The sequence below is a fragment of the Olsenella intestinalis genome, from assembly GCF_023276655.1.
GTDB lineage: Bacteria > Actinomycetota > Coriobacteriia > Coriobacteriales > Atopobiaceae > Olsenella_J > Olsenella_J intestinalis.
On sequence record NZ_JALGRK010000002.1, the window covers coordinates 301,216 to 323,016 of the forward strand.

18 protein-coding genes and 1 pseudogene are annotated in these 21,801 nt (G+C 70.5%); all 19 read right to left on the minus strand.

The genetic code is table 11. The features are described from left to right. Nucleotides 1–137 precede the first annotated feature (137 nt). Entirely contained in the window at nucleotides 138–1,997 is a 1,860-nt protein-coding gene (locus tag M5D76_RS06160) for an ABC transporter ATP-binding protein (protein WP_248922515.1), read from the minus strand. Next, nucleotides 1,998–3,785, minus strand: a complete 1,788-nt coding sequence (locus tag M5D76_RS06165; protein WP_248922516.1) for an ABC transporter ATP-binding protein — start codon at nucleotides 3,783–3,785, stop codon at nucleotides 1,998–2,000. 21 nt (nucleotides 3,786–3,806) lie between these two features. Further along, entirely contained in the window at nucleotides 3,807–5,633 is a 1,827-nt protein-coding gene (locus M5D76_RS06170; RefSeq protein WP_248922517.1) for an ABC-F family ATP-binding cassette domain-containing protein, read from the minus strand. Between the two features lies 1 nt (nucleotide 5,634). Further along, nucleotides 5,635–6,495: a deoxyribonuclease IV gene (locus tag M5D76_RS06175; RefSeq protein ID WP_248922518.1), complete on the minus strand. Its 861-nt coding sequence runs from the start codon at nucleotides 6,493–6,495 to the stop codon at nucleotides 5,635–5,637. After that, on the minus strand, nucleotides 6,488–7,687 hold the full coding sequence (gene coaBC, locus M5D76_RS06180) for a bifunctional phosphopantothenoylcysteine decarboxylase/phosphopantothenate--cysteine ligase CoaBC (RefSeq protein WP_248922519.1): 1,200 nt from the start codon (nucleotides 7,685–7,687) through the stop codon (nucleotides 6,488–6,490). The genes M5D76_RS06175 and coaBC overlap by 8 nt, the downstream gene beginning before the upstream one ends. Further along, nucleotides 7,687–8,406, minus strand: a complete 720-nt coding sequence (locus M5D76_RS06185; RefSeq protein WP_248922520.1) for a zinc ribbon domain-containing protein — start codon at nucleotides 8,404–8,406, stop codon at nucleotides 7,687–7,689. Before M5D76_RS06185 ends, coaBC begins: the two co-directional genes overlap by 1 nt. A 129-nt stretch (nucleotides 8,407–8,535) precedes the next feature. Further along, complete coding sequence (locus M5D76_RS06190; protein ID WP_248922521.1) at nucleotides 8,536–9,741, minus strand: cysteine desulfurase family protein; 1,206 nt, start codon at nucleotides 9,739–9,741, stop codon at nucleotides 8,536–8,538. 1 nt (nucleotide 9,742) lies between these two features. Beyond that, nucleotides 9,743–10,423 carry a ribulose-phosphate 3-epimerase gene (rpe, locus tag M5D76_RS06195; RefSeq protein WP_248922522.1) on the minus strand — a complete coding sequence of 227 codons (681 nt, stop codon included), beginning with the start codon at nucleotides 10,421–10,423 and terminating at the stop codon, nucleotides 9,743–9,745. 61 nt (nucleotides 10,424–10,484) lie between these two features. Further along, nucleotides 10,485–11,531 (minus strand): NAD(P)H-dependent glycerol-3-phosphate dehydrogenase, encoded by a 1,047-nt coding sequence (locus M5D76_RS06200; RefSeq protein ID WP_248922523.1) that lies wholly within the window; start codon nucleotides 11,529–11,531, stop codon nucleotides 10,485–10,487. Then, on the minus strand, nucleotides 11,531–12,271 hold the full coding sequence (locus M5D76_RS06205) for a glycerol-3-phosphate acyltransferase (RefSeq protein ID WP_248922524.1): 741 nt from the start codon (nucleotides 12,269–12,271) through the stop codon (nucleotides 11,531–11,533). Before M5D76_RS06205 ends, M5D76_RS06200 begins: the two co-directional genes overlap by 1 nt. Then, nucleotides 12,271–13,593 (minus strand): ribosome biogenesis GTPase Der, encoded by a 1,323-nt coding sequence (der, locus tag M5D76_RS06210; RefSeq protein ID WP_248922525.1) that lies wholly within the window; start codon nucleotides 13,591–13,593, stop codon nucleotides 12,271–12,273. The genes M5D76_RS06205 and der overlap by 1 nt, the downstream gene beginning before the upstream one ends. A gap of 401 nt (nucleotides 13,594–13,994) precedes the next feature. Continuing rightward, nucleotides 13,995–15,458, minus strand: a complete 1,464-nt coding sequence (locus M5D76_RS06215; protein WP_248922526.1) for a DUF512 domain-containing protein — start codon at nucleotides 15,456–15,458, stop codon at nucleotides 13,995–13,997. Next, the gene (gene ispH / locus M5D76_RS06220; RefSeq protein WP_248922527.1) at nucleotides 15,458–16,333 is read right to left on the minus strand and encodes a 4-hydroxy-3-methylbut-2-enyl diphosphate reductase; all 876 of its coding nucleotides are present in this window, start codon (nucleotides 16,331–16,333) and stop codon (nucleotides 15,458–15,460) included. The genes M5D76_RS06215 and ispH overlap by 1 nt, the downstream gene beginning before the upstream one ends. A gap of 24 nt (nucleotides 16,334–16,357) precedes the next feature. Further along, nucleotides 16,358–17,911: a (d)CMP kinase gene (cmk, locus tag M5D76_RS09280; protein ID WP_248922528.1), complete on the minus strand. Its 1,554-nt coding sequence runs from the start codon at nucleotides 17,909–17,911 to the stop codon at nucleotides 16,358–16,360. Continuing rightward, a complete protein-coding gene (locus M5D76_RS06230) occupies nucleotides 17,912–18,592 on the minus strand; it encodes a histidine phosphatase family protein (RefSeq protein WP_248922529.1) in 681 nt (226 codons plus the stop codon). Continuing rightward, the gene (locus M5D76_RS06235) at nucleotides 18,585–19,421 is read right to left on the minus strand and encodes a pseudouridine synthase (RefSeq protein ID WP_248922530.1); all 837 of its coding nucleotides are present in this window, start codon (nucleotides 19,419–19,421) and stop codon (nucleotides 18,585–18,587) included. Before M5D76_RS06235 ends, M5D76_RS06230 begins: the two co-directional genes overlap by 8 nt. 196 nt (nucleotides 19,422–19,617) lie before the next feature. After that, nucleotides 19,618–20,322: pseudogene (gene scpB, locus M5D76_RS06240) on the minus strand (SMC-Scp complex subunit ScpB); the annotation flags it as partial. Further along, on the minus strand, nucleotides 20,322–21,137 hold the full coding sequence (locus tag M5D76_RS06245; protein WP_248922531.1) for a segregation and condensation protein A: 816 nt from the start codon (nucleotides 21,135–21,137) through the stop codon (nucleotides 20,322–20,324). The pseudogene scpB and the gene M5D76_RS06245, both read right to left, overlap by 1 nt. Then, the gene (locus M5D76_RS06250; protein WP_248922532.1) at nucleotides 21,138–21,800 is read right to left on the minus strand and encodes a site-2 protease family protein; all 663 of its coding nucleotides are present in this window, start codon (nucleotides 21,798–21,800) and stop codon (nucleotides 21,138–21,140) included. Between the last annotated feature and the right edge of the window lies 1 nt (nucleotide 21,801).

Sequence of the window (21,801 nt, forward strand, 5' to 3'; positions counted from 1 at the left end):
CATGTATATCATCAAATCCTACCATAGCGATGACACAGCACCGCGCCCGGTACGCCCATGTTCGGCTGGCGGCGTGGACACGGTCGGCGTCGTGCGTCGCCAGGGCAAGGCGGCAGGCATCGGGGCCTGCCTGTGGTCTAGTTGGCGAACTGGCTCTCGTAGAGGCGGGCGTAGGCCCCGCCCTTTGCGAGGAGCTCGTCGTGCGTGCCCTTCTCGACCACGCGGCCGGCGTCCATGACGACGATGCAGTCGGCCTCGCGCACGGTGGAGAGGCGATGCGCCACGACGAGCGAGGTGCGGCCGCGCATCATGCGGTCGAAGGCCTGCTGGACGCGGAGCTCGGTGCGGGTGTCGATGGAGCTCGTGGCCTCGTCGAGGAGGAGCACCGCGGGGTCGCAGAGCATGACGCGGGCGATGCAGAGGAGCTGGCGCTGGCCCTGGCTGAGCGCGAGGCCGCCCTCCCCCACCACGGTGTCGTAGCCGTCGGGCAGCTGCGTGATGAACTCGTGGGCGCGGGCCTCGCGGGCGGCGCGTACGACGTCGCCTGCGGTGGCGCCGGGAGATCCGTAGGCGATGTTGTCGCGCACGGTGCCGCGGAAGAGCCAGCTGTCCTGGAGGACCATGCCGAAGGCCGAGCGCAGGGACGCGCGCGTGAGGTCGCGGACGTCGTGGCCGTCGACGGAGATGGTGCCCGCGTCGGCGTCGTAGAAGCGCAGGAGCAGGTTGATGAGGGTGGTCTTGCCGCAGCCCGTGGGTCCGACGAGGGCGAAGCGCTGGCCGGGCCGGATGGAGAGGCAGATGTCCCGGAGGAGCGGCTTGGCGGGGTCATAGGAGAAGGAGACATGGTCGAGCTCGAGGGCGCCGGCGGGATCGTCGAGGGAGACGGCGTCCGCGGCGTCGGGCTCCTCGTCGTCGGCGTCGAGCAGGGCCAGCAGGCGTCGTGCGGAGGCGAGCGCGCCGGAGAGCTGGGTTGCGACGGCCGAGACCTCGTTGAAGGGCTTCATGTACTGGTTGGAGTACGAGAGGAAGCTCTGGACCTGGCCGACCGTGAGCGCGGAGGGCCAGCCGCCGATGACGCAGGCGCAGCCGACGACGGCGACCGCGGCGTAGACGAAGTTGTTGACGAGGCGCGTGGAGGGGTTGGTGAGCGAGCTGATGAACTGGGCCCGCTCGCCCTTGGCGTAGAGGCGCTCGTTCTTCTCGTCGAAGGCAGCGACGTCTGCCGAGGCGTGGTCGAAGAGAGCGACGAGGCGGTGGTTGGAGACGACCTCCTCGGCGAAGCCCGCGAGCTCGCCCTGGATCTCCTGCTGGGCGGCGAAGGAGCTCGCGCCCTTGCGGGCGATGGCCGTGGCCGCGAGCGCCGAGAGCGGCGTGAGCGCGACGACGACGAGGGCCACGGGAAGCGAGAGGGAGACCATGAAGGCGAGGGTGCCCGCGATCTGGACGACGCCACCGAAGAGCTGGGTCATGCCCTGGAGGAGGCCGTCGCCGACCAGGTCGGCGTCGCTGACGACGCGCGCGAGGAGGTCGCCGTGGGAGTGGGCGTCGACGAAGGAGAGCGGGAGCGTCTCGAGCTTGTCGAAGGCGTCGTCGCGCAGGTCGCGGACGGCCTCGCTCGAGAGTCGGTTGGTGCAGTAGCCGGCGACCCACTGGGAGGCCGCCGCGACGGCGACGGCCGCGGCGAGGCGGTGCAGGACGGGCAGGAGCGCGACGAGGTCGACGCGGCCCGCCGCGACCATGCAGTCGATGGCCTGGCCGATGAGGATCGGCACGTAGAGCTGCAGCAGCACGGACGCGGCCGAGCAGACGAAGGACGCGACGAGCGAGACGGCGTGCGGGCGTACGTAGCGCCAGAGGCTGCGGACGACGCGGCCGAGCGTGATGGAGGAGGCGTCGAGGTCGGCGGCGCGGGGGGCGCCGTTGCCGTCGCCCATGTCGCCACGGGCACTCGCGAGGGCGGCCCCGGCAGTGCCGCCGCCTGCGTAGGGGTTCGCCACCTAGGCCACCTCCCCTCGCGCGAGCTGGGAGTCGCAGATCTCGCGGTAGAGCCCGCAGTCGCGCAGAAGCTCGTCGTGGGTGCCGAGGCCGGCCATGCGCCCGTGGTCGAGCACGAGGACGAGGTCGGCGGCGCGGACGGCCGAGACGCGTTGGGAGACAATGACGCAGGTGGTGTTCGCGAGCGAGCCGAGGGCGCGGCGCAGCGCGGCGTCCGTGGCGAAGTCGAGGGCGGAGGCGCTGTCGTCGAGCAGGAGCAGCTCGGGGTCGCCCACGAGGGCGCGGGCGATGGTGAGGCGCTGGCGCTGGCCGCCGGAGAAGTTCCTGCCGCCGGCGGCGACCGGCTCGTCGAGGCCGGCGGGCCTGGCGCGCACGAAGTCGGCGGCCTGGGCGAGCTCGAGGGCGTGCCAGAGCTCGTCGTCCGTGGCGTCGGCGTCGCGCCAGAGGAGGTTGGAGCGGATGGTGCCGCTCGCGAGCGAGGCCTGCTGCGGCACGACCGAGACGCGTCGGCGCAGGTCGGAGAGGTCCCAGTCGCGCACGTCGCGGCCGAGGACGGACACCGTGCCCTCGTCGGGGTCGAAGAGGCGGCTCACGAGCTGCACGAGCGTGGACTTGCCCGAGCCCGTGCCGCCGATGACGCCGAGGGTGGCGCCGGCCGCGAGCGAGAGCGAGACGTGCGAGAGCGCCGGAGACTCGCCGCCGAAGCTGAAGGTGACGTCGTCGAGGGCGAGCGCGCAGGACGCGAGGGCAGAGGGCGCGGGGGCGTGAGGTGCGGCCGAGGTCGGCTCGTGCGTGGCGGAGGTGGCGCGGGAGAGGCGCAGGCTCTTCTCGGCGGCGTTGGCGGCGTCAGCGGCGTCGAGGACCTCGCAGACGCGCTGGGCGCTCGCGGCGCCACGGGTGAAGACGACCACGAGGTTCGCGAGGTAGACGATGGAGAGCAGGGTCTGGGTCATGTAGCTGACGAAGGCGACGACCTGGCCCTGCGTGAGGCGGCCGGCGTCGACCGCGCCGGCGCCGGACCAGAGTATCGCGACGGCGCCGAGGTTCATGACGAGGATCGTGGCGGGATTGAGCAGGGCCGAGAGGCGGCCGACGCCGATGGTCGTGGCGGCCTGCCGGTCGGAGGCGGCGCGGAAGCGCTCGGACTCGTGGCGCTCGCGGCCGAAGGCGCGGATGGGGCGGGCGCCCTCGAGGGCCTCGCGGCAGACGCGGGAGACGTCGTCGAGGCGCGACTGGGCGACGCGGTAGAACGGCACGGCGCGCGACATCACGAACCAGAAGACGAGGGCGATCACGGGCGTGCAGACGAGGAAGACGCAGCCGAGCCTGAGGTCGATGAGGCAGGCGGCGGCCATCGAGCCCACGGCCAGGAGCGGCCAGCGCAGGAGCTGGCGGATCGTGAGGGCGACGGCGATCTGCACCTGGTTGACGTCGCTCGTGAGGCGCGTGACGAGGGTCGGGGCGCCGAAGCGGTCGGCCTCGCGGGCCGGAAGCGAGAGCGCCGCGCGGAAGAGGGCGCCGCGGGCGTCGGTGCCCACGCCCTGGGCGACGATGGAGGCCATCTTCTGGCACACGAGGGTCGACGCGTAGCCCACGAGGGCGAGGCCGACGAGCAGGGCGCCACGCGAGAGCACGGCCGAGACGTCGTGCGTGGCGACGCCGAGGTCGATCATCTGCGCGACGATGACGGGCGTCATCAGGTCGAACACGACCTCGACGCCCTTGGCGAGTATGCCGATGGCGACGCGCACGCGGTACGGCGCCATGAACCTCTTGAGAAACCCTCTCATCACATCACCTCGTGCGCCCGGCTAGCCCAGGCGCTCGCTCAGCTCGAGCCACTCGGTCTCGAGCGCGTCGATCTCCTCCTCCACGGCGCGGATCTTCTCCTGCGCCTCCATGAGGGCGGCGTAGTCGGACGCGTCGATCTGGGCCATCTGGGCGCGCAGCTCGTCGGGCTGGCCCTGCAGGCGTTCGAGCCTTCGGGCGACGGCGCCCTCGCGGCGCTTGAGCTCGCGGCGCTCGGCGTTGGTGAGCACGGGCGTCTCGGGCGCGGCGTCGGCGGAGTCGCGCTCCCCCGAGGCGGCCTTGGGGCCGGCGGCCACGCTCTTCTCGGTGGCGGGGGCGGCGTGTGCCTCCTGGGAGAGCAGGCGCAGGTACTCGTCGACGCCGCCCGGCACGTGGCGGATGCCGCGGCCCAGGATGGCGTACTGGTCGTCGGTCACGCGCTCCATGAGGTAGCGGTCGTGGCTCACGAGGATGAGCGTGCCGGGCCAGGTGTCGAGCAGGTCCTCGAGGACGGCGAGCATGTCGGTGTCGAGGTCGTTTCCGGGCTCGTCGAGCACGAGCACGTTGGGCTCCTGCATGAGGACGCACAGGATCGACAGGCGACGGCGCTGGCCGCCCGAGAGGTCGCGCACGTAGGTCGCGAACTCCTTGCGGGCGAAGCCGAGCCGCTCGAGCATCTGCTCGGGCGTGTGCTCCTTCCCGTCGATCACGTAGTAGCGCTTGAAGGTCGCGAGCAGCTCGGAGACGCGCCAGTCGTCCTTGTCGGAGAGCAGGTCCAGGTGCTGCGAGAGGATGCCGAACTTGACCGACTTGCCGATCTTGACGAAGACGCGGCTGGGGAGCTTCTTGCCGACCATGACCTTGAGCAGCGTGGACTTGCCGACGCCGTTCTCGCCGAGGATGCCGACGCGGTCTCCCGGCCCGATGATCCAGTCGACGCCGGAGAGCACGTCGCGGCCGTCGTAGCCGCAGCTCACGTTCTTGAGCTCGATGACCTGCTTGCCGAGGCGGCTCACGGCCATGCGCTTGAGCTCGATCGAGTTGCGCAGCGGCGGGTCGCCGGCGAGCAGTTCCATCGCGGCGTCGACGCGGAACTTCGGCTTCGACGTGCGGGCCTTGGCGCCGTGCGCGAGCCAGTTGAGCTCCTTGCGCAGGGTGTTCTGGCGGCGCTCCTCGATCACGGCCGCCTGACGCTCGCGCTCGACGCGCTGCTGGACGTAGGCGGAGTAGCCGCCTTCGAACGGGTCGATGCGCGCGTCGTGGACCTCCCACATCCGCTCGCACACCTCGTCGAGGAACCACCTGTCGTGGGTGACGACGAGAAGAGCGCCGGTCCCGTGCGGCCAGCGAGCCTTGAGGTGATCGGCAAGCCACGAGATGGCGTGCATGTCGAGGTGGTTGGTCGGCTCGTCCATCAGCAGGACGTCCCAGTCGCCGATGAGCACGCGCGCGAGGTCGCAGCGGCGGCGCTGCCCGCCGGAGAGCTCGCCCACGCGGGCCTCCCAGTCGACGTCGGCGAGCAGCTCCTCCACGATGGCGCGCGAACGCGCGTTGGAGGCCCACTCGTAGGCGGGGGCGTCGCCCACCACGGCGTGCGCGACGGTCTCGTCGTCGTCGAGGTCGTCCTCCTGGGCGAGCACGCCCACGTGGATGCCGTTTCGCCAGGTGACGCTGCCGGAGTCGGGCTCCAGGCGGTGCGCGACGAGCTCGAGCAGGGTCGACTTGCCGTCGCCGTTGGTGCCGACGATGCCGATGCGGTCGCCCTCGTCGATCCCTATGGTCTGGTCGTCGAGCACCGGCTTGCCCGGCCACTCGTGCGAGACGCGCTCGCAGCCGATGAGGATGGCCACCCTACCTCGCCTCCCCCTCCGCCAGCTCGCGAAGGAGCGCGATCTCGCGGGCGTAGCCGTCGAGCTCGTTGGGGGTCTCGAGCACCATGGGCAGCGTCGAGAGCAGCGGGTGGCGCACGATGCGCGCGAACGCGTCGACGCCGAGCGTGCCCTCGCCGATCCTCTCGTGGCGGTCCTTGTGGGCGCCCACGGGGTTCTTCGAGTCGTTGAGGTGCAGCGCCCTCAGGCGGTCGAGGCCGATCACGCGGTCGAACTCGGCAAGCACGCCGTCGAGGTCGGCGGCCACGTCGTAGCCGGCGTCGCTCACGTGGCAGGTGTCGAGGCAGACGCCCAGCAGCTCGTCGTGCTCGACGCCGTCGATGATACGCGCGAGCTCCTCGAAGCTGCGGCCGACCTCGGTGCCCTTGCCGGCCATGGTCTCGAGCAGCACCGTGGTCGACTGGCCCGGCTGAAGCACCTGGTTGAGCCCCTCGACGATGAGGTCGATGCCGGCGTCGGCGCCCTGGCCCACGTGGCTTCCCGGGTGGAAGTTGAGGTAGTTGCCCGGCAGGCTCTCCATCCGCTCGAGGTCCTCGGCAAACGCGCGACGCGCGAACTCGACGGTCTCGGGCTTGGCCGAGCAGAGGTTCATCGTGTACGGCGAGTGCGCCACGAGCGTTCCGAAGCCGTGCTCGGACGTCAGCGCGCGAAGCGCCGCGGCGTCGTCCGGGTCGATCGGCTTGGCGTTGCCGCCGCGCGGGTTGCGCGTGAAGAACGCGAAGGTCGTCGCGCCGATCTCGAGCGCGGTCCTCCCCATCGCCTCGAAGCCCTTGGCGGTCGACAGGTGGCAGCCCAGGGCGAGGCCCCTCGTCTCGCTACTCATCGTCACTCCCAAGCAGCGCGGCCACGCGGTCGAGCACCTCGTCGGCCACGGCGTCGAGCGGCATCACGTCGAGCTGCTCCACGCCCTCGGCGCTCACGAGGGCCACGCGGTTGGTGTCGGCGCCGAAGGTCGACTCCGGCCTCGACACGTCGTTGGCCACGATCAGGTCGCAGCCCTTGCGCTCGAGCTTCGCCTTCGCGTGGGCGAGAAGAGCCTCGGTCTCCGCCGCGAACCCGACCACGACGCGCGAGCCCTTCTCGGCGGAGAGGTCCGCCAGGATGTCGGCGGTCTCCACGAGCTCGATGCAGTCGAGGTGCTCGGCGCTCTTCTTGAGCTTGTGGTCGGCGGGCGCGACCGGCGTGTAGTCGGCGACGGCCGCGCAGCACACGCAGGCGTCGGCGCCCTCGAAGGCGCGCATCGCCGCGTCATGCATCTCGGCTGCCGAGACCACGCGCTCGAGCTCGACGCCCTCGGGAGCCTCGATCGAGACGGGGCCCGAGACGAGCCTCACCCTCGCCCCGCGGCGCCGCGCCGCCGCGGCGATCGCGTAGCCCATCTTGCCGGTCGAGGCGTTCGCGATGAAGCGCACGGGGTCGATCGCCTCGTGCGTGGGGCCCGCGGTCACCATGAGGGTGCGGCCTTCGAGGTCGCGCCCGCGCGCGCCCGCGCCCAGCGCCTCGAGCGTCGCCGCGCAGACGTCCTCCACCTGCGCGAGCTTGCCCTCACCCACGTAGCCGCAGGCAAGGTGGCCGCTCTCGGGCATCACGAAGCGCACGCCGCGCGACGCGAGGGTGCGCACGTTCTCCTGCGTGGCCGCGCTCTTCCACATGTGCACGTTCATGGCGGGCGCCACGAGCACGGGGCAGTGCGCCGCCACGAGCGTCGTGCTCGCCGCGTCGTCGGCGATGCCGGCGCGCATCTTGGCGATCACGTTGGCCGTGGCGGGCACGACGACGATGGCGTCGGCGAAGTCGGCCAGGTCCACGTGGGGCACGCTCGACTCGCGCATGCCGTAGAGCGAGGTCACGACCTCGTGGTGCGACAGCGCCTCGAACGTGGTGGCGCCGACGAAGCGCTGGGCGTCCTCGGTCATGGCGACGCGCACGTCGCAGCCGGCCTTCTGCAGGAGCCTCAGGACCTCGCAGGCCTTGTACGCGGCGATCCCGCCGCAGACGACGAGGGCGACGTTCATTACTCGGCGACCTCCTCGGTGACGAGCATGCGGTGGCAGTACGGGCACTCGGCGATCGAGGGACCCTTCTTGAGGTCGCCGTAGAGGCCCGGCTGCAGCTTCACGCGGCAGACGGACGGCACGTTGCCGTGCAGGCGCTCCACGGCCAGGCCGTCGAAGCGCTTGGCGGCGCGCTCGTAGGCGGCGAGCGTCTCCCCGTCGAGGTCGGCCACGACCTGCTTGCGCTCGGCCGCGAGCTTCCTGACCTCGGCCATGATGTCGGCCGAGTCCTGCTTGAAGGACGCCTCGAGGGCCACGCGCTCCTCGTCGAGCTTCGCCTCGAGGTCACGCGCGTTCTTCTCGGCCTTCTGGGCCTTCTCGAGCGCGGCCATCTTGTCGGTGTGCCTGAACTCGACCTTCTCGAGCTTCTTCGCGAGCGACGTGAGCTGCGCCTCGAAGCTCGAGATCTCGCGGTAGCCGGTCTCGCTGGCGTTCAGCTTCGCGCGGACCTCCTCGCGCACCTCGAGCAGGTGCGCGTGCTCGGCCTCGGAGTCGGCCACGTCGATCTCGGCGTCCTTGCGCTGGCCCACGATCTTGGTGAGCTGGCCGGCCAGCTTGCGCTTGGCCGCGTCGAGGGCGGCGATCTTCTTCTGCTGCGGCATGGCCTTGAGCTGGCGGCTGTAACGCATCAGCTGGAGGTCGATGTCCTGCAGCCTGAGGAGGGCTTCGTACTCAATCATGTCAAACCTTTCTGAACGTCGTCCGACGTCTTTCTTGCATCCTGCGCCCGCGGGCGCCTCACCCATATGTCTGCGCGCGCATCGTGCCCGCGCGCCTCGTGTGCCTTCAGAACCAGCGCGCCTGTCGAGCTAGCGCGCCCTCTCGGCGACGATGCCGAGAAGAGCCTCGGCGAATCGGTCGAGGTCAACCTCGCTGACGCGGTGGTCGAACGAGACCCTGAGCGACCCGAGCGCCTGGTCGCGAGGGACGCCCATGGCCGTGAGCACGTGGCTCGCGTCGAGCGACCCCGACGAGCAGGCCGAGGCCGCGGAGACCTCGAAGCCGGCCGCGTCGAGGGCGAGCACGAGCGTCTCGGAGTCGACGCGCGGGCACATGATCGACACGACGCCCGGCAGGCGCCCCTCGTCCACGCGCGCCGTCGTGGTGGGCAGAACGCCCGTGCCCTCGGCGCAGAGGCGGCCGTAGAGGCGGTTGGCGAGCGCCGACACGCGCTCGCGGCGCTCCTCGAGGTGGGCGCAGGCGTCGAGCGCGGCGGCCGCGAAGGCCACGGCCGAGCGGACGTCCTGGGTGCCCGCCCTTCTCCCCTGCTCCTGCCCGCCGCCGAAGCTCTGCGGGCGAAGCGGCGTGCGCGGCCTCACGGCGAGCGCGGCGATCCCGACCGGGCCGCCGATCTTGTGCGCCGCGATGCTCACGGCGTCGCAGTCGTCGACCTCGAGGGGCACGCGCGCGAAGGCCTGCGCGGCGTCGGTGTGCACGAGGGCGCCGGCGGCGTGCGCGAGGCGCGCGATGGCGCCGACGGGCTGCAGGACGCCGGTCTCGTTGTTGGCGCTCATGACGGAGACGAGGGCCACGGTGTCGTCGAGGGCGGCCTCGACCGTCTCGGGCGAGACGACGCCGTCGCGGCCGGGACGCAGGAGCTCGACGTCGAAGCCGCGGTCGCGCAGCGTGGGCAGGGCGTCCAGGGCCGAGTCATGCTCGATCGCCGAGACGAGCACCCTCGTGCGCTTGCGGTCCCTCTGGCGCGCGCCCTCGGCGAGGCCCCAGAGCGCGAGGTTGTTCGACTCGGTGCCGCCCGAGGTGAAGACGACGTCGGAGGGGCGGAATCCCGCGCCCAGGCAGCGCGCGAGGTCGCGACGGGCGCCGTCGAGCGCGCGGGCGGCCTGGCGGCCGAGGGTGTGCAGGCTGTTGGGGTTGGCGCCCGCAAAGGGCGCCGCCTCGTAGGCGCGCTCGGCCTCGAGGGCCGCCTCCGACAGGGGCGCCGAGGCGGCGTAGTCGAGGTAGACGAGGCTCTTCTCGCCCGCGTTCGTGTTCGCGGCTGCGTTCGGGGAGGTCATGCTAGGCCCTCCTTGCGAGCGCGCGGCGGGCGCCCTGGCGCAGCTCGTCGATGGCAGCGGCGCGGTCGTCGCAGCGGAAGACGCCGCTGCCGGCCACGATCACGTTCGCGCCGGCGGCGGCCACGGCCTCGACGTTTGCCGCCGAGACGCCGCCGTCGACCTCGACCATCGGCGAGACGTGGCGACGCTCGCAGAGGGCGCGCAGCTCGCGGAGCTTGTCGAGGGTGCCGTCGATGAAGGACTGGCCGCCGAAGCCGGGGTTGACCGACATGACGAGGACCATGTCGACCTCGGTGATGATGGCGTCGAGGGCCGAGACGGGCGTGCCGGGGTTGATGGCCACCGATGCCTTGGCGCCGGCGTCGCGGATGAGGCCGCAGAGGCGGTGCGCGTGGGTCTGGGCCTCCATGTGGAAGGTCACGATGTCGGCGCCGGCCTCGAGGAACCAGGGCACCTGGACCTCGGGGTTCGCGACCATGAGGTGGGCGTCGACGGGCACGCTCGTGGCACGCTTGACGTCAGAGAGGATCTTGGGCCCGTAGCTGAGGTTGGGCACGAAGTGGCCATCCATCACGTCGAAGTGGACGAGGTCGGCGCTGGCGATGCTCTCGAGCTCGTCGCCCAGCCTGGTGAAATCTGCCGCAAGGACCGATGGTGCGATCTTCACGTCTTGGTCGAGCATTGCGAAAGTCCTCTCTATTCGTCAGCGCGTCGGCAGACCGCGCGCATGTAGGCAAAACTATCTAGCAGTCGGACGAGAGCCCGTAGAACTCCCGCTTCGGCGAGCGGCCCTTGAGGCCGCTCACGACGTCGGACACGGCGCGTCCCTCGTAGAGTACCGCGTGGACGGCCTCGGTGAGGGGTGCCTCGATGTTGAGCTCGCGCGCGAGCTCCCAGGTGGAGAGCGCCGCGCGGGCGCCCTCGACGACCATGCCCGTGCGGGCCTCGTAGGCGTCGAGCGACTCGCCGGCGGCGAAGGACTCGCCGAAGGTGCGGTTGCGCGAGTGCTCGCTCGTGCAGGTGGCGACGAGGTCGCCCATGCCGGCGAGGCCCATGCAGGTCATGGCGTTGCCGCCGGTGGCGTCGACGATGCGGCCGATCTCGGCGAGGCCGCGGGTCATGATGACGGCCAGGGCGTTGTCGCCCGCGCCGAAGCCCGCCGCGATGCCGCAGGCGATGGCGATGACGTTCTTGACGGCCGCGCAGACCTCGACGCCCGCGAGGTCGTCGGAGGCGTAGGTGCGGAAGTCGTCGCTGTGGAAGAGCGCCTGCAGCCTGCGGGCGAGGTCGATGTCGCGCGCCGCGATGACCGCGGCGGAGAACATGCCGCGGCAGATCTCCTCGGCGTGGTTGGGGCCGCTGAGGGCGGCCACGCGCCCCGGATTGCCGAGCTCGTCGGCCACGACGTCGGCCATGAGCTGGTGCGAGCCCGGCTCGATGCCCTTGGTGAGCACGACGACCGGCGTGTCGCCGGCGACGTGGCCCGCCATGGCACGCACGGTGTCGCGCAGGTAGGACGACGGGACGGCCACGACGACGGCGTCGGCACCCTCGCAGGCGCGCGCGAGGTCGTCGGTCGCGACGACGTTGGCGGGCAGCTCGTAGTCGCTGAGGTGGCGGCAGTTCACGTGGCGCTCGTTGACGGAGGCCGCGACCTCGGCCGAGCGGGCCCAGACGCAGACGCGCTCGGCGTTGCGAGCGAGCAGCCCCGCCGCGGCGGTGCCCCAGGAGCCCGAGCCGATGACGACAACGCGCGACGCGCGGACGCTGTTCGTGGCTGCGGAGGGCACTAGGCGTCCTTCCCGTCGTTGGCGGCAGCCTCGGCCGCGCTCTTCTCGGCGTCGGCGTCAGTGGCGCCACGCTCGAGCTTGTCGCCCTTCTTGTGGATGGAGAAGCGGCGCTCCTCTCCGCGCAGGAGCTTGCGGACGTTCTCGCGGTGCGCCCACACGACCGTGAGCGAGATCACGGCGAGCGGGACAAGCGCGAGGCCGCGCACGCCGAAGAGCAGCGCGAGCGGGACGAGCGAGAGCGCGGCGAAGACCGAGCCGAGCGAGACGAAGCCCGTGGGGATGGCCAGGACGACGAAGACGGCGAGCATGGAGAGGGCGACAGGCCAGCAGAAGCCGAGGCCGGCGCCGAGACCCACCGAGATGCCCTTGCCGCCCTTGAAGTGCAGGTAGGGCGAGAAGATGTGGCCGAGCACGCAGCTCGCGTAGAGCGTGGCCGAGGCAAGGCCGCCCTGCGCCTGGGGGAGCGTCTGCGACCAGTCGCCGCCGAAGGCGACCTGGGCGATGACGAGGCGGGCGAGCAGGATCGCGACGGCGCCCTTGCCCGCGTCGCAGAGCAGCGTCAGGGCGGCCGCGGAGGCGCCGGCCGAGCGGGCGACGTTGGTCATGCCGATGTTGCCCGAGCCGACCTTGCGGACGTCGACGTGCTCGGAGGAGGCACGGGCGATGATGAGGCCCGAGGGGATGCCGCAGATGAGGAAGCATCCCAGGGCGCAGATGGCGGTGAGGATGGGGAGGCTCACTAGTCGTCCTTTCGACGGAACTTGAGCCTGATCGGGGTTCCGACCAGGTCGAAGGTCTCGCGCAGGCGGTTCTCGAGGAAGCGCTCGTAGTTGTCGTCCACGAGGTCGGGCGCGTTGCACCAGAAGGTGAACGCGGGCGGGCGCTCGCCGGTCTGCGTGACGTAGTGGATCTTGAGGCGGCGACCCTTGTCGGTGACGGTGTGGCCGCCCTCGCGAATCTGCGTGATGAGGTTGTTGAGCTGCGAGGTCTTGATGTGGCTCGCGTGCGTGCGCGACGCCTCGACGGCGGCGGCGAGGACCTTGTCGACGGCGCGGCCGGTGAGGGCGCTGACGTTGACGGAGGGGGCCCAGGTCGCGAACGTCATGCGCTGCGCGAGCGAGGCCTCGACGCGGTCGCGCTCCTCGGCGGAGTCGATGAGGTCCCACTTGTTGAGGACGATGACGATGGCGCAGCCGCGGTCGATCGCCATGCCGGCGATCTTCTGGTCCTGCTCGGTCACGCCCACGGACGCGTCGACGACGAGCAGGCACACGTCAGCGCGGTCCATCGCGCCGAGGCCGCGGACGAGGCTGTAGTACTCGACGTCCTCGTGAACCTGGGTCTTCTTGCGCATGCCCGCGGTGTCGACGAGGCGGATGCGGTTGCCCTTCCACTCGATGAGGGTGTCGACGGCGTCGCGCGTGGTGCCGGAGACGTCGCTGACGATGGAGCGCTCGCGCTTGGCGAGGCGGTTGGTGAGGCTCGACTTGCCCACGTTGGGGCGGCCGATGATGGCGACGTTGAGGGAGCCGTCGTCGACCTCGACGACCTCGTCCTCCTCGTCGGGGAACGCGGCCACCACGTCGTCGAGCAGGTCTCCCGTGCCGTGGCCGTGCCCGGCGGAGAGCGGCCTGGGCTCGCCCACGCCGAGCGAGTAGTAGGCCCAGCTCTCGAGCTCGGCGCTCGGGTCGTCGATCTTGTTCACGACCAGGAAGACGGGCTTCTTGGTGCGCCTGATGACGCGCGCGACCTCCTCGTCCTCGTCGGTCACGCCGACGGTGCCGTCGACGACGAAGATGATGACGTCCGCCTCGTCGGCGGCGGCGAGCGCCTGCTCGCGGATGCGCGGGGCGAAGACGTCCTTGGACTTGGCGGACTCGATTCCGCCGGTGTCGATGAGCACGAACTCGCGACCGTTCCAGTCGCAGTCGTGGTACGAGCGGTCGCGCGTGACGCCACGGGACTCGTGGACAATCGCGTCTCGCTTGACCGCAAGGCGGTTGACCAGGGTCGACTTGCCCACGTTGGGGCGACCGACCACGGCGACGATTGGCTTAGACATAAGACTCCCAGCTCTGTTAGGCATACAGAATCTAGTCTAGCCATTTGGCGCCTGCTACCACGCGAAAAGCCCGTAGGCGCAAGAAATGCACGCAAGCTGGCGCCATCACCTAGCCTGCAGCGCAAAACCACGTCGAGGGCGTGAATCTGCAGCGCAGAACGACCTCGAGGGCGCGAGTGTCAGAGGCCGTCAGCGCAGAATGGCCTTGAGGGCGCGAGTTTTTTGGCGTCTGCAGCGCAAAATGGCTTCGAGGGCGTGAGTTTTTGATGCCTTGCAGCGCAGATGTGAGTTGAGGGCGTGACCGTCAGCGCAAAATAGGTTCGAGGGCGCGATGAGCTCACGCCCTCGATTCACATTTGCACTGCAGCTCACGCCCTCAACGGCATTTTGAGCTGCACGATCTACTCGCAGCACTCCTCGTCGCGACCCTCGAGCGCGTCTGCGATCGAGCGCGGCGACGGCGTGCAGACGACGCAGCGCGCGCCGCGCGAGGCGAGCTCGGAGAGGATGTGCTCCTGCGTGTCGCCGTCCAGCGTCATCTTGTCGAAGTTGAACATGACCTCGGGCAGCACGACGACGCGGCCGGTGAGGTCCTCAGGCAGCTGGGCGAGAAGGTCGCACGAGACGATCAGGCCCGTGACGTTGACGTCGCCGCCGTAGTAGTCGTTGCGGATGGCCCGCGCCTCGGCGCACGGCTCGGCGCCGCCCCTCTCGCAGACCTGCGCCCACATGGCGAAGTAGGCGTCGAACACGTCGAGCGCGGCCTCGCCGCAGACGCAGAGCACGGCGGGGCCGGACGCGCCGGCGGCAGCGCTCTCTGTCTGGAGGCAACGGGCGAGCGCGACCAGTCGGTCGCCTTCGGCGGCGCAGAGGTCCGCGGCCTCGTCCAAAAAGCTCCTGAGCATGCCGATGCCGTCGTAGAACTGCGGGTACCCGTCGTAGGTCTCGGCGGCGGGCACCGGCAGCTCGGCGTCGACGTAGAACTCGTCGGAGAGCTGGAAGCGCGTGATGCCCAGGGTCTCGCGGGCGCGGCGCTGGTAGGGCTCGATGATCCGCACGACCTCGCGCGACGCCTCGACGTCCTCGGAGAACGAGTGCGAGAACTGCCTCGAGTACTTGGTGTAGCCCATGGGCACGATCGCGAGCGACGTGATGTTGGGCCTGGCCTCAACCCAGTCGAGCGTGCGCGTGAGCTCGTCGCCGTCGTTGATGCCGGCGCAGAGCACGATCTGGCCGTGCACCTCGAGGCCGGCGTCGCAGAGCGCCTCGAGCACGTCGATGCCGCGCTGCGCGTGACGGCCGATCAGGCCGCGGCGCACGTCGGGCGAGACCGCGTGGATCGAGACGTTCATGGGCTCGAGCCTGCAGTCGATGATCCTCTGCAGGTCCTCGTCGCTCACGTTGGTGAGCGTGACGAAGTTGCCCTGCATGAACGAGAGGCGGTAGTCGTCGTCACGCAGCATCAGCGAGGCGCGCGCGTCGTCGGGAAGCATGCGCATGAAGCAGAACTGGCACGCGTTGACGCAGGTGCGGATGCCGTCGAACAGCACGTCGGTAAACTCGACGCCCCAGTCCTGGCCGGCCTCGCGCTCGAGCGTGCACAGAAACGCGCCCGACTCCTCGCCGATGCCCTCGGGCACAAAGACCTCGAGCTCGGCGACGTCGTCAGACGCCTCCCAGCGCCAGTCGATGATGTCGAGAAGAGCATGACCGTTCACGCTATCGACCCTCATGCCCGGCTCGAGTCCCGCCTCCCAGGCGGGACTCCCCTCCTCGACCGACTTGATCCAGGCGGCGTCCGCCTGGGGCTTGGTCGAGGCATAGTCGGAGCGGGTGCTGCCGTCGTATGCCAGGCCGGCGTCCACTACCTCTCCCCCTCCGGGGCAAGCTCGCCGCCCGAGAGCTCGCAGATCCTCTCGCACACCTCGTCGATCTGCGCCTGCGGCGTCGAGGCGCCCGCGGTCACGCCGATGGTCTCAGCGCCCTCGAAGTTCGACGCCTCGAGCTCGCCGGCAACCTCGATGTGGTGCACGCGCGCGCACGACTCGCCGCAGATCTGCGCGAGACGGCAGGTGTTGGCGGAGTTGCGCCCGCCAATGACGACCATCACGTCGGCGCGGCCCGCGAGCTCCGCCGCCGCGGCCTGCCTCAGCGACGTCGCCTCGCAGATGGTGTCGATCACGCGCACCTCGTCGGCGCGGCCGAGAAGGGCGCACACCAGCTCTCGAAGCCTGGCGCGGGACTGCGTGGTCTGGACGACGACGCCCACCTTGCGGCCGACCTCGACGCCCTCGAGCTGCGAGGGGTCCTCGATCACGAGCGGCTCCCTGGCGTGGCCGAGCGTGCCGAGCACCTCGGGGTGCCCCGCCTCGCCGAACACGATGACCTGGTAGCCCTCGGCGTCCAGGCGCTCGGCCGCCTTGTGGGCGCGCAGCACGAACGGGCAGGTCGCATCAAGCACGCGGTCCGCCGCCTCGCGGGCGCTCTTCTCCTCCGCGGGAGGAACGCCGTGCGTCCTGAGCACGATGGTGCCGCCCGAGACCTCCTCGGGCGACTCGACGACGCCGACGCCCTTCGACTCGAGCTCGGCGACGACGGTCGGGTTGTGGATCAGCGGCCCGAGCGTGTGGATCGGCCCGCCCTCGCCCTCGGCGGCCTCGCGCACGAGGTCGAGCGCGCGGTTCACGCCATAGCAGGCGCCGGCCTCGCGGGCGACCACGATCTGGGGCGTGTTCTGCATGGTTGCGTCCTCCTTCGCCGGCCGCTACATCTTGCCGGGGTGGTCGCGCCTCAGCTCGTCGCGAAGCTCCCAGACGCGATCCATCGCGACCTGCTCCATCTTCTGCGCCTGCTGCTTGCGCCCCTTGACGCCAAGCTCCGAGAACTCGATGCACGGCCCGACCTTGAGGAACACGCGACCCAGCTTCTTGAAGAAGCGCCCGGGGCGCGTGATGTCGCGCGCGCCCACGACGGCGGACGGCTGCACGGGGGCCTTGCCCATCTGCGCGATCAGCGCGAACCCGCCGTGGATCGGCGCCTTCTCGTCGGTCTTGATGCGCGTGCCCTCGGGGTAGATCAGCACGACCTCGCCGCGCTGCAGCGCGCGCTGCGCACGCCTCACGGCCTTCAGGTCGGCAGAGCCGCGCTGGATGGGGATGCCTCCCACGCGCGAGAACAGCCAGGTCACGATGCCCGCCTTGTCGAACTCGCTCTTGTAGATCGGCCTCACGCGCTGCCCGTGGAACCACAGCGAGCACACCACGACGACCGGCTCGAGCATCGACACGTGGTTCATCACGAGCACGCGCCCGCGACTCTCCTCCCACATGAGCTCGCCCTGCTCGAACTTCCACGGCCACAGGATCTTGGTGACGGCCCCGACCAGGCACACGACGCAGGCGAGAAGAGCACGCGCCGGCAGCGGATAGTCCCTCATGCCATGGTCGTAGTAGTCCTCGAAGCTGTTCCCCGCGAACGCGCGCATGTGCCCCTCGCCGGGCTTCGCCTTGGCGGCGCTGACCCTCTCCTTCTTGGCGGGCTTGGCCGCAGCCTCGGCCTCAGGCTTGGCCGCAGCCTCGTCCGCGGGCTTCGCGACAGCCTCTGCCTCAGGCTTGGCCTCAGCGGCCTTGCCCTCGCGCGCGGCGTCGACCAGCGCGAGCACCTGGTCAATGACCTGGTCGAGCGTGAGATCGGACGAGTCGATCCTGTGCGCGTCGTCGGCGGCGCGCAGCGGCGACTCGGCGCGCGAGCTGTCGAGCTTGTCCCTGCGACGGATGTCGTCCAGGATCTGCTGCTCCTCGGCGGCGTCGGCCGTGGCGGAGGCGTCCTTGGCGGCGTCGCCGCCCTCGCGCTGGACGGCGCGGCGGTGCGCGCGAGCCTCGTCGGAGGCCGTCAGGAACACCTTGACCTCGGCGGACGGGAAGACGACGGTGCCGATGTCGCGGCCCTCGGCGACAACGTCGCCGGAGTCGGCCACGGCGCGCTGCAGGGCGACCATCACCTCGCGGACGGCGGGCACCGCCGAGACGACCGACACGTTGCGGTCGACCTCGGGGGTGCGGATGTCGGCGGTCACGTCCTGGCCGTCGAGCAGGACCGTCTGGCCCTTCTCGCCCGCGCTGAACTCGATGCGCGCGGCCGCGGCCACGGCGGCCACGGCCTTCTCGTCGGCGAGGTCGACGCCTTCGCGCAGGCAGCGCAGCGTGACAGAGCGATACATGGCGCCCGTGTCGAGGTAGGTCAGCTGCCGCCTCTCGGCGACCGCGTGCGCGACCGTGGACTTGCCGGACCCGGCAGGCCCGTCGATTGCAACTATCACTTACTCATCACTCCCAGCGATGTCCTTGGTGGTGTCGGTGCCGATGAGCTCGGGCGACTTGGCGCGTCGCACGACCTCCTCGGGCGCGAGGGCGAGCGCGGCGAGGCTGAACGCGTCGCCATCGCAGGTGAGGACCTGCGAGCTCACGTTGGGCAGGCACACGTTCCAGAACGTGGAGAGCGGCGTGCCGAACACGGCGCCCAGGAGCGCCCGCGTGAAGCCGCCGTGCGTGACGCAGGCCGTGCGCCCCTCGAGCGGCCTCAGCTCGTCGAGAAGGGCGCGCCCTCGCGAGACGAGCTCCTCGAACGACTCGGCGCCCGGCGCGGGGACCGAGGCCCCCTCGGCGTCGAGGGCCCACGGAAAGTCGTACCCGCGCTCGCGCACCTCGGCAACGGTCAGCCCCTGGACCGAGCCGAACTCGATCTCGTGCAGGTTGTCGTGCACCTCGCAGGGCACGCCCAGGCGTGCGGCGGCCTCCTCGCCGATCGCGCGGCAGCGCGACAGCGGAGACGTCCAGATGCGGTCGGGCGCCCACGCGACGAGCGCGTCGATCGCGCGGAACATCTGGCGCTCCCCCTCGCCCGTGAGGTCGACGTCCTCGGTTCCCGAGAGCAGGTGCCCCACGTTTGCGGTCGTCTGCGGATGGCGCATCACGAGAATGCGCTGACGCTCTCTAGCCATGTGACTCCTCCTTCGTGGGCGCCGCGGCCGCGCCGCCGGCGCCCTGCGCAATCTCCTCGACGGCCGCGCGCTCGGCGGCCGAAAGCTCGCGCCACTCCCCCGGCATGAGCCCGGAGAGCGCAAGCGGGCCGAACTCGTCGCGATGCAGGCGAACGACCTCGTGACCGATCGCCTTCAGCATGCGCTTGACCTGGTGCTTCTTCCCCTCGTGGATGGACAGCCCCACTACGGAGTGCCCATAGGGCATCCCCTCTGCGACGACCGGCTCAGAGGCTGCCTCCGCATCCGAGAAGAGCCTGGCCTCGGCAGGGGCCGACACGCCGTCGCCCAGCTCCACGCCCTCGCGCAGGCGGTCGAGCTCGGCCTGCGTGGGCACGCCCCTCACGAGCGCGACGTAGTGCTTCCACACGTGGTGCGACGGGTGGAGCATCTCGTTTCCGACCTCGCCGTTGGTGGTGAAAAGCAGAAGCCCCGTCGTGTCGTTGTCGAGGCGCCCCACCGGGAAGAGCCCGGGGTGGCGCTCGGTCGGCACGAGCGAGGCCACGCAGGGCCGTCCCTGCGGGTCGCTCATGGTGGTGATGTAGCCGGCAGGCTTGTAGAGCATGACGTAGGCGTGCTCGTCCTGGAGGGTGCACACCTTCCCGTCGACGGCGACCACGTCGCGCGCGGGGTCGACCTTGCTGCCAAGCTCGGTGACGACCTCGCCGTTGACCGTGACGCGCCCCGCCGTCATGAGGTTCTCAGACCCGCGCCTGCTCGCGACGCCGGCGCGCGCGAGGAACTTCTGGACGCGCATGGTGTAGCTGATCTGGTCCTGCTCGAGCGACATGGCCCTAGTCCACCTCGTCGATCTCGTCGTCATCGTCCTCGTCAGCCTCGTCGTCGGCATCGGCGTCGTCGGGCTCGGCCTCGTCCCCGGCGAAGGCGTCCTCGTCGAAGTCGTCCGCGTCGTCCTCGTCATCGGCGCCCTCGAGCGCGTCGGCGAGCATGCCCGAGACGGCGTCGGATGAGGCCGTGCTCTTCTCGGCGTCCTCGACCTCGTCGATGGCGGCGTCGTCGAAGGAGGCGTCGTCCTCGTCGAGGTCGGTGTCGATGAGCTCGCGCTCGTCGTCGATGTCGGACGCGGCCTCCTCGAGCGTCGAGGAGATGGCGCGGCCGGACAGGCGCTCGCGGATGAACTGCTTGGACTCCTCGTCGGGGGCGAAGTCCTCCAGGGGCGGCAGGTCGCGCAGGCCCTTGAGGCCGAAGTTCTCGAGGAAGCGCTGGGTCGTGCCGTAGAGGATCGCGCGACTGCGTTCGCCCTCGTGGCCGACCTCGCGCACGAGCCCCTTGTCGCGCAGGCTCGAGATGACGCCGTCGGAGTTGACGCCGCGGATGGCCTTCACGCCCTCGCGCGTGACGGGCTGGTGGTACGCGATGACCGCGAGGGTCTCGAGCGCGGCCTGCGAGAGGCGGCGCGTGTCCCACGAGAGCACGTACTGCTCGACGAGGTCGTGGTGGGCGGGGTGCGTGAACAGGCGCCAGCCGCCGGCCACCTCGCGCAGCTGGAAGCCGCGGTTGGCGTCGGAGTACTCGGCCGCGAGGTCGGCGAGGGCCGCCGCGGCCTCGCCCGGGGCGACGCCGAGGGCCTTCGCGAACTCCGTGGCGGGCACGGCGTCGGACGAGACGAGCAGAAGCGACTCGAGGGCCGCCTTGAGCGAGTCAGAGTCAAGGTGTTCGAGGTCAAGCACTAGAGTTCCTCCTCGATGCTAGTGAGGTCAGAGTTGTCGAGCTCGAAGGCGGGGGCGCCCTCGACGCGGGCGATGTCGATCTCGCCGAAGGTCTCGGCCTGGCTGAGCGTGACCGAGCCGCGCTTGCACAGCTCGAGGATCGCCAAAAACGTCGCGACGACGGTCTCGGGCTTGAGGTCGCCGTCGAGCAGCTCCGTGAAGCTCACGAGCGGGTGGTTGCGGGTGATGCGGTCCACCGAGGCGACCGTGAGGGCGATGGGCAGGCGCTTCGGCGCGACGTGCTCGGCCTCGAGCAGGAAGCTCTCGCGCCTGCTGTCGAGGTCGGCGCAGATGACCGCCAGCGAGCGAAGCGTGATGCCCTCCAGGTAGTCGGGCATGAGGTTGAGGAACTCCGGGTCGGGGCCGGCGCAGCGCGGCTCCATGTGGCTCTCGGCCTCCATGCGGCTGCCGAGCGCCGCAGCGGCGTTCCGGAACTGCTTGTAGGCGATCAGGCGGGCGATGAGCACCTCGCGCGCCTCGTCGGGCGAGAGGTCGGCGAACTCGTCGTCCTCCTCTTCCTCCTCAACCGCGCCGCGCTTGGTGGCGTGGTCGGGCACGAGCGAGGCCGCCTTCATGTCGAGCAGCGTCGAAGCGACGAGCACGAAGTCGGACGCCACGTCGAGGTCGAGCTCGCCCATGGCCTCGACCTCGGCGAGGTACTGGTCGGCCACCTCGGCGATCGAGATCGAGCCGATCGCCACCTTCTGGCGGCTGACCAGCTGCAGCAGCAGGTCGAACGGACCCGTGTACGCCTGTGTTCTTACCTTGTAGGACACCTAGACCCCCAGGAGGACGTTGTAGAGGTTGCCCGCCGTGGCGTTCAGGTACACGCCAAGGGGGTCGAAGCGAAGCACGTACGGCAGCACCCACAGCAGGATGAGCAGGATGGGCATCGCGTAGCGCTGGACCTTATAGTACGCCACGCGCGCGTCTCCCTTGAGCAGGGGCGAGACGATCGCCGAGCCGTCGAGCGGCGGCAGCGGGATCAGGTTGAAGAACATGAGCGTGAGGTTCACGTAGATGTAGCTGGTCAGTCCGCTCAGCACGTAGTACGAAACGCCCAGGTCTCCCGTCCACGTGGAGTACAGCACGCGGAAGAGAAGAGCGCCCACCAGGGCCTGCAGCAGGTTGCAGAAGGGGCCGGCGAGTGCCACGAGCACCTCGTCGCGCACGGGATGGCGCAGGTTCCTGGGGTTGTAGGGCACGGGCTTCGCGAACGCGAAGACCGGCCCGCCCACGATCGCCAGCATGAGCGGCAAGAGCACCGACCCGAACGGGTCGAGGTGCACGAGCGGGTTGAGCGTGAGGCGTCCGGCCTGCTTGGCCGTGGGGTCGCCCAGGCGGTAGGCCGCCCAGCCATGGGCGATCTCGTGCAGGACGACGGAGAACATGACGAGGACGACGGAGATGACCTCGGTGAAGATGACGTTTCTGAACACC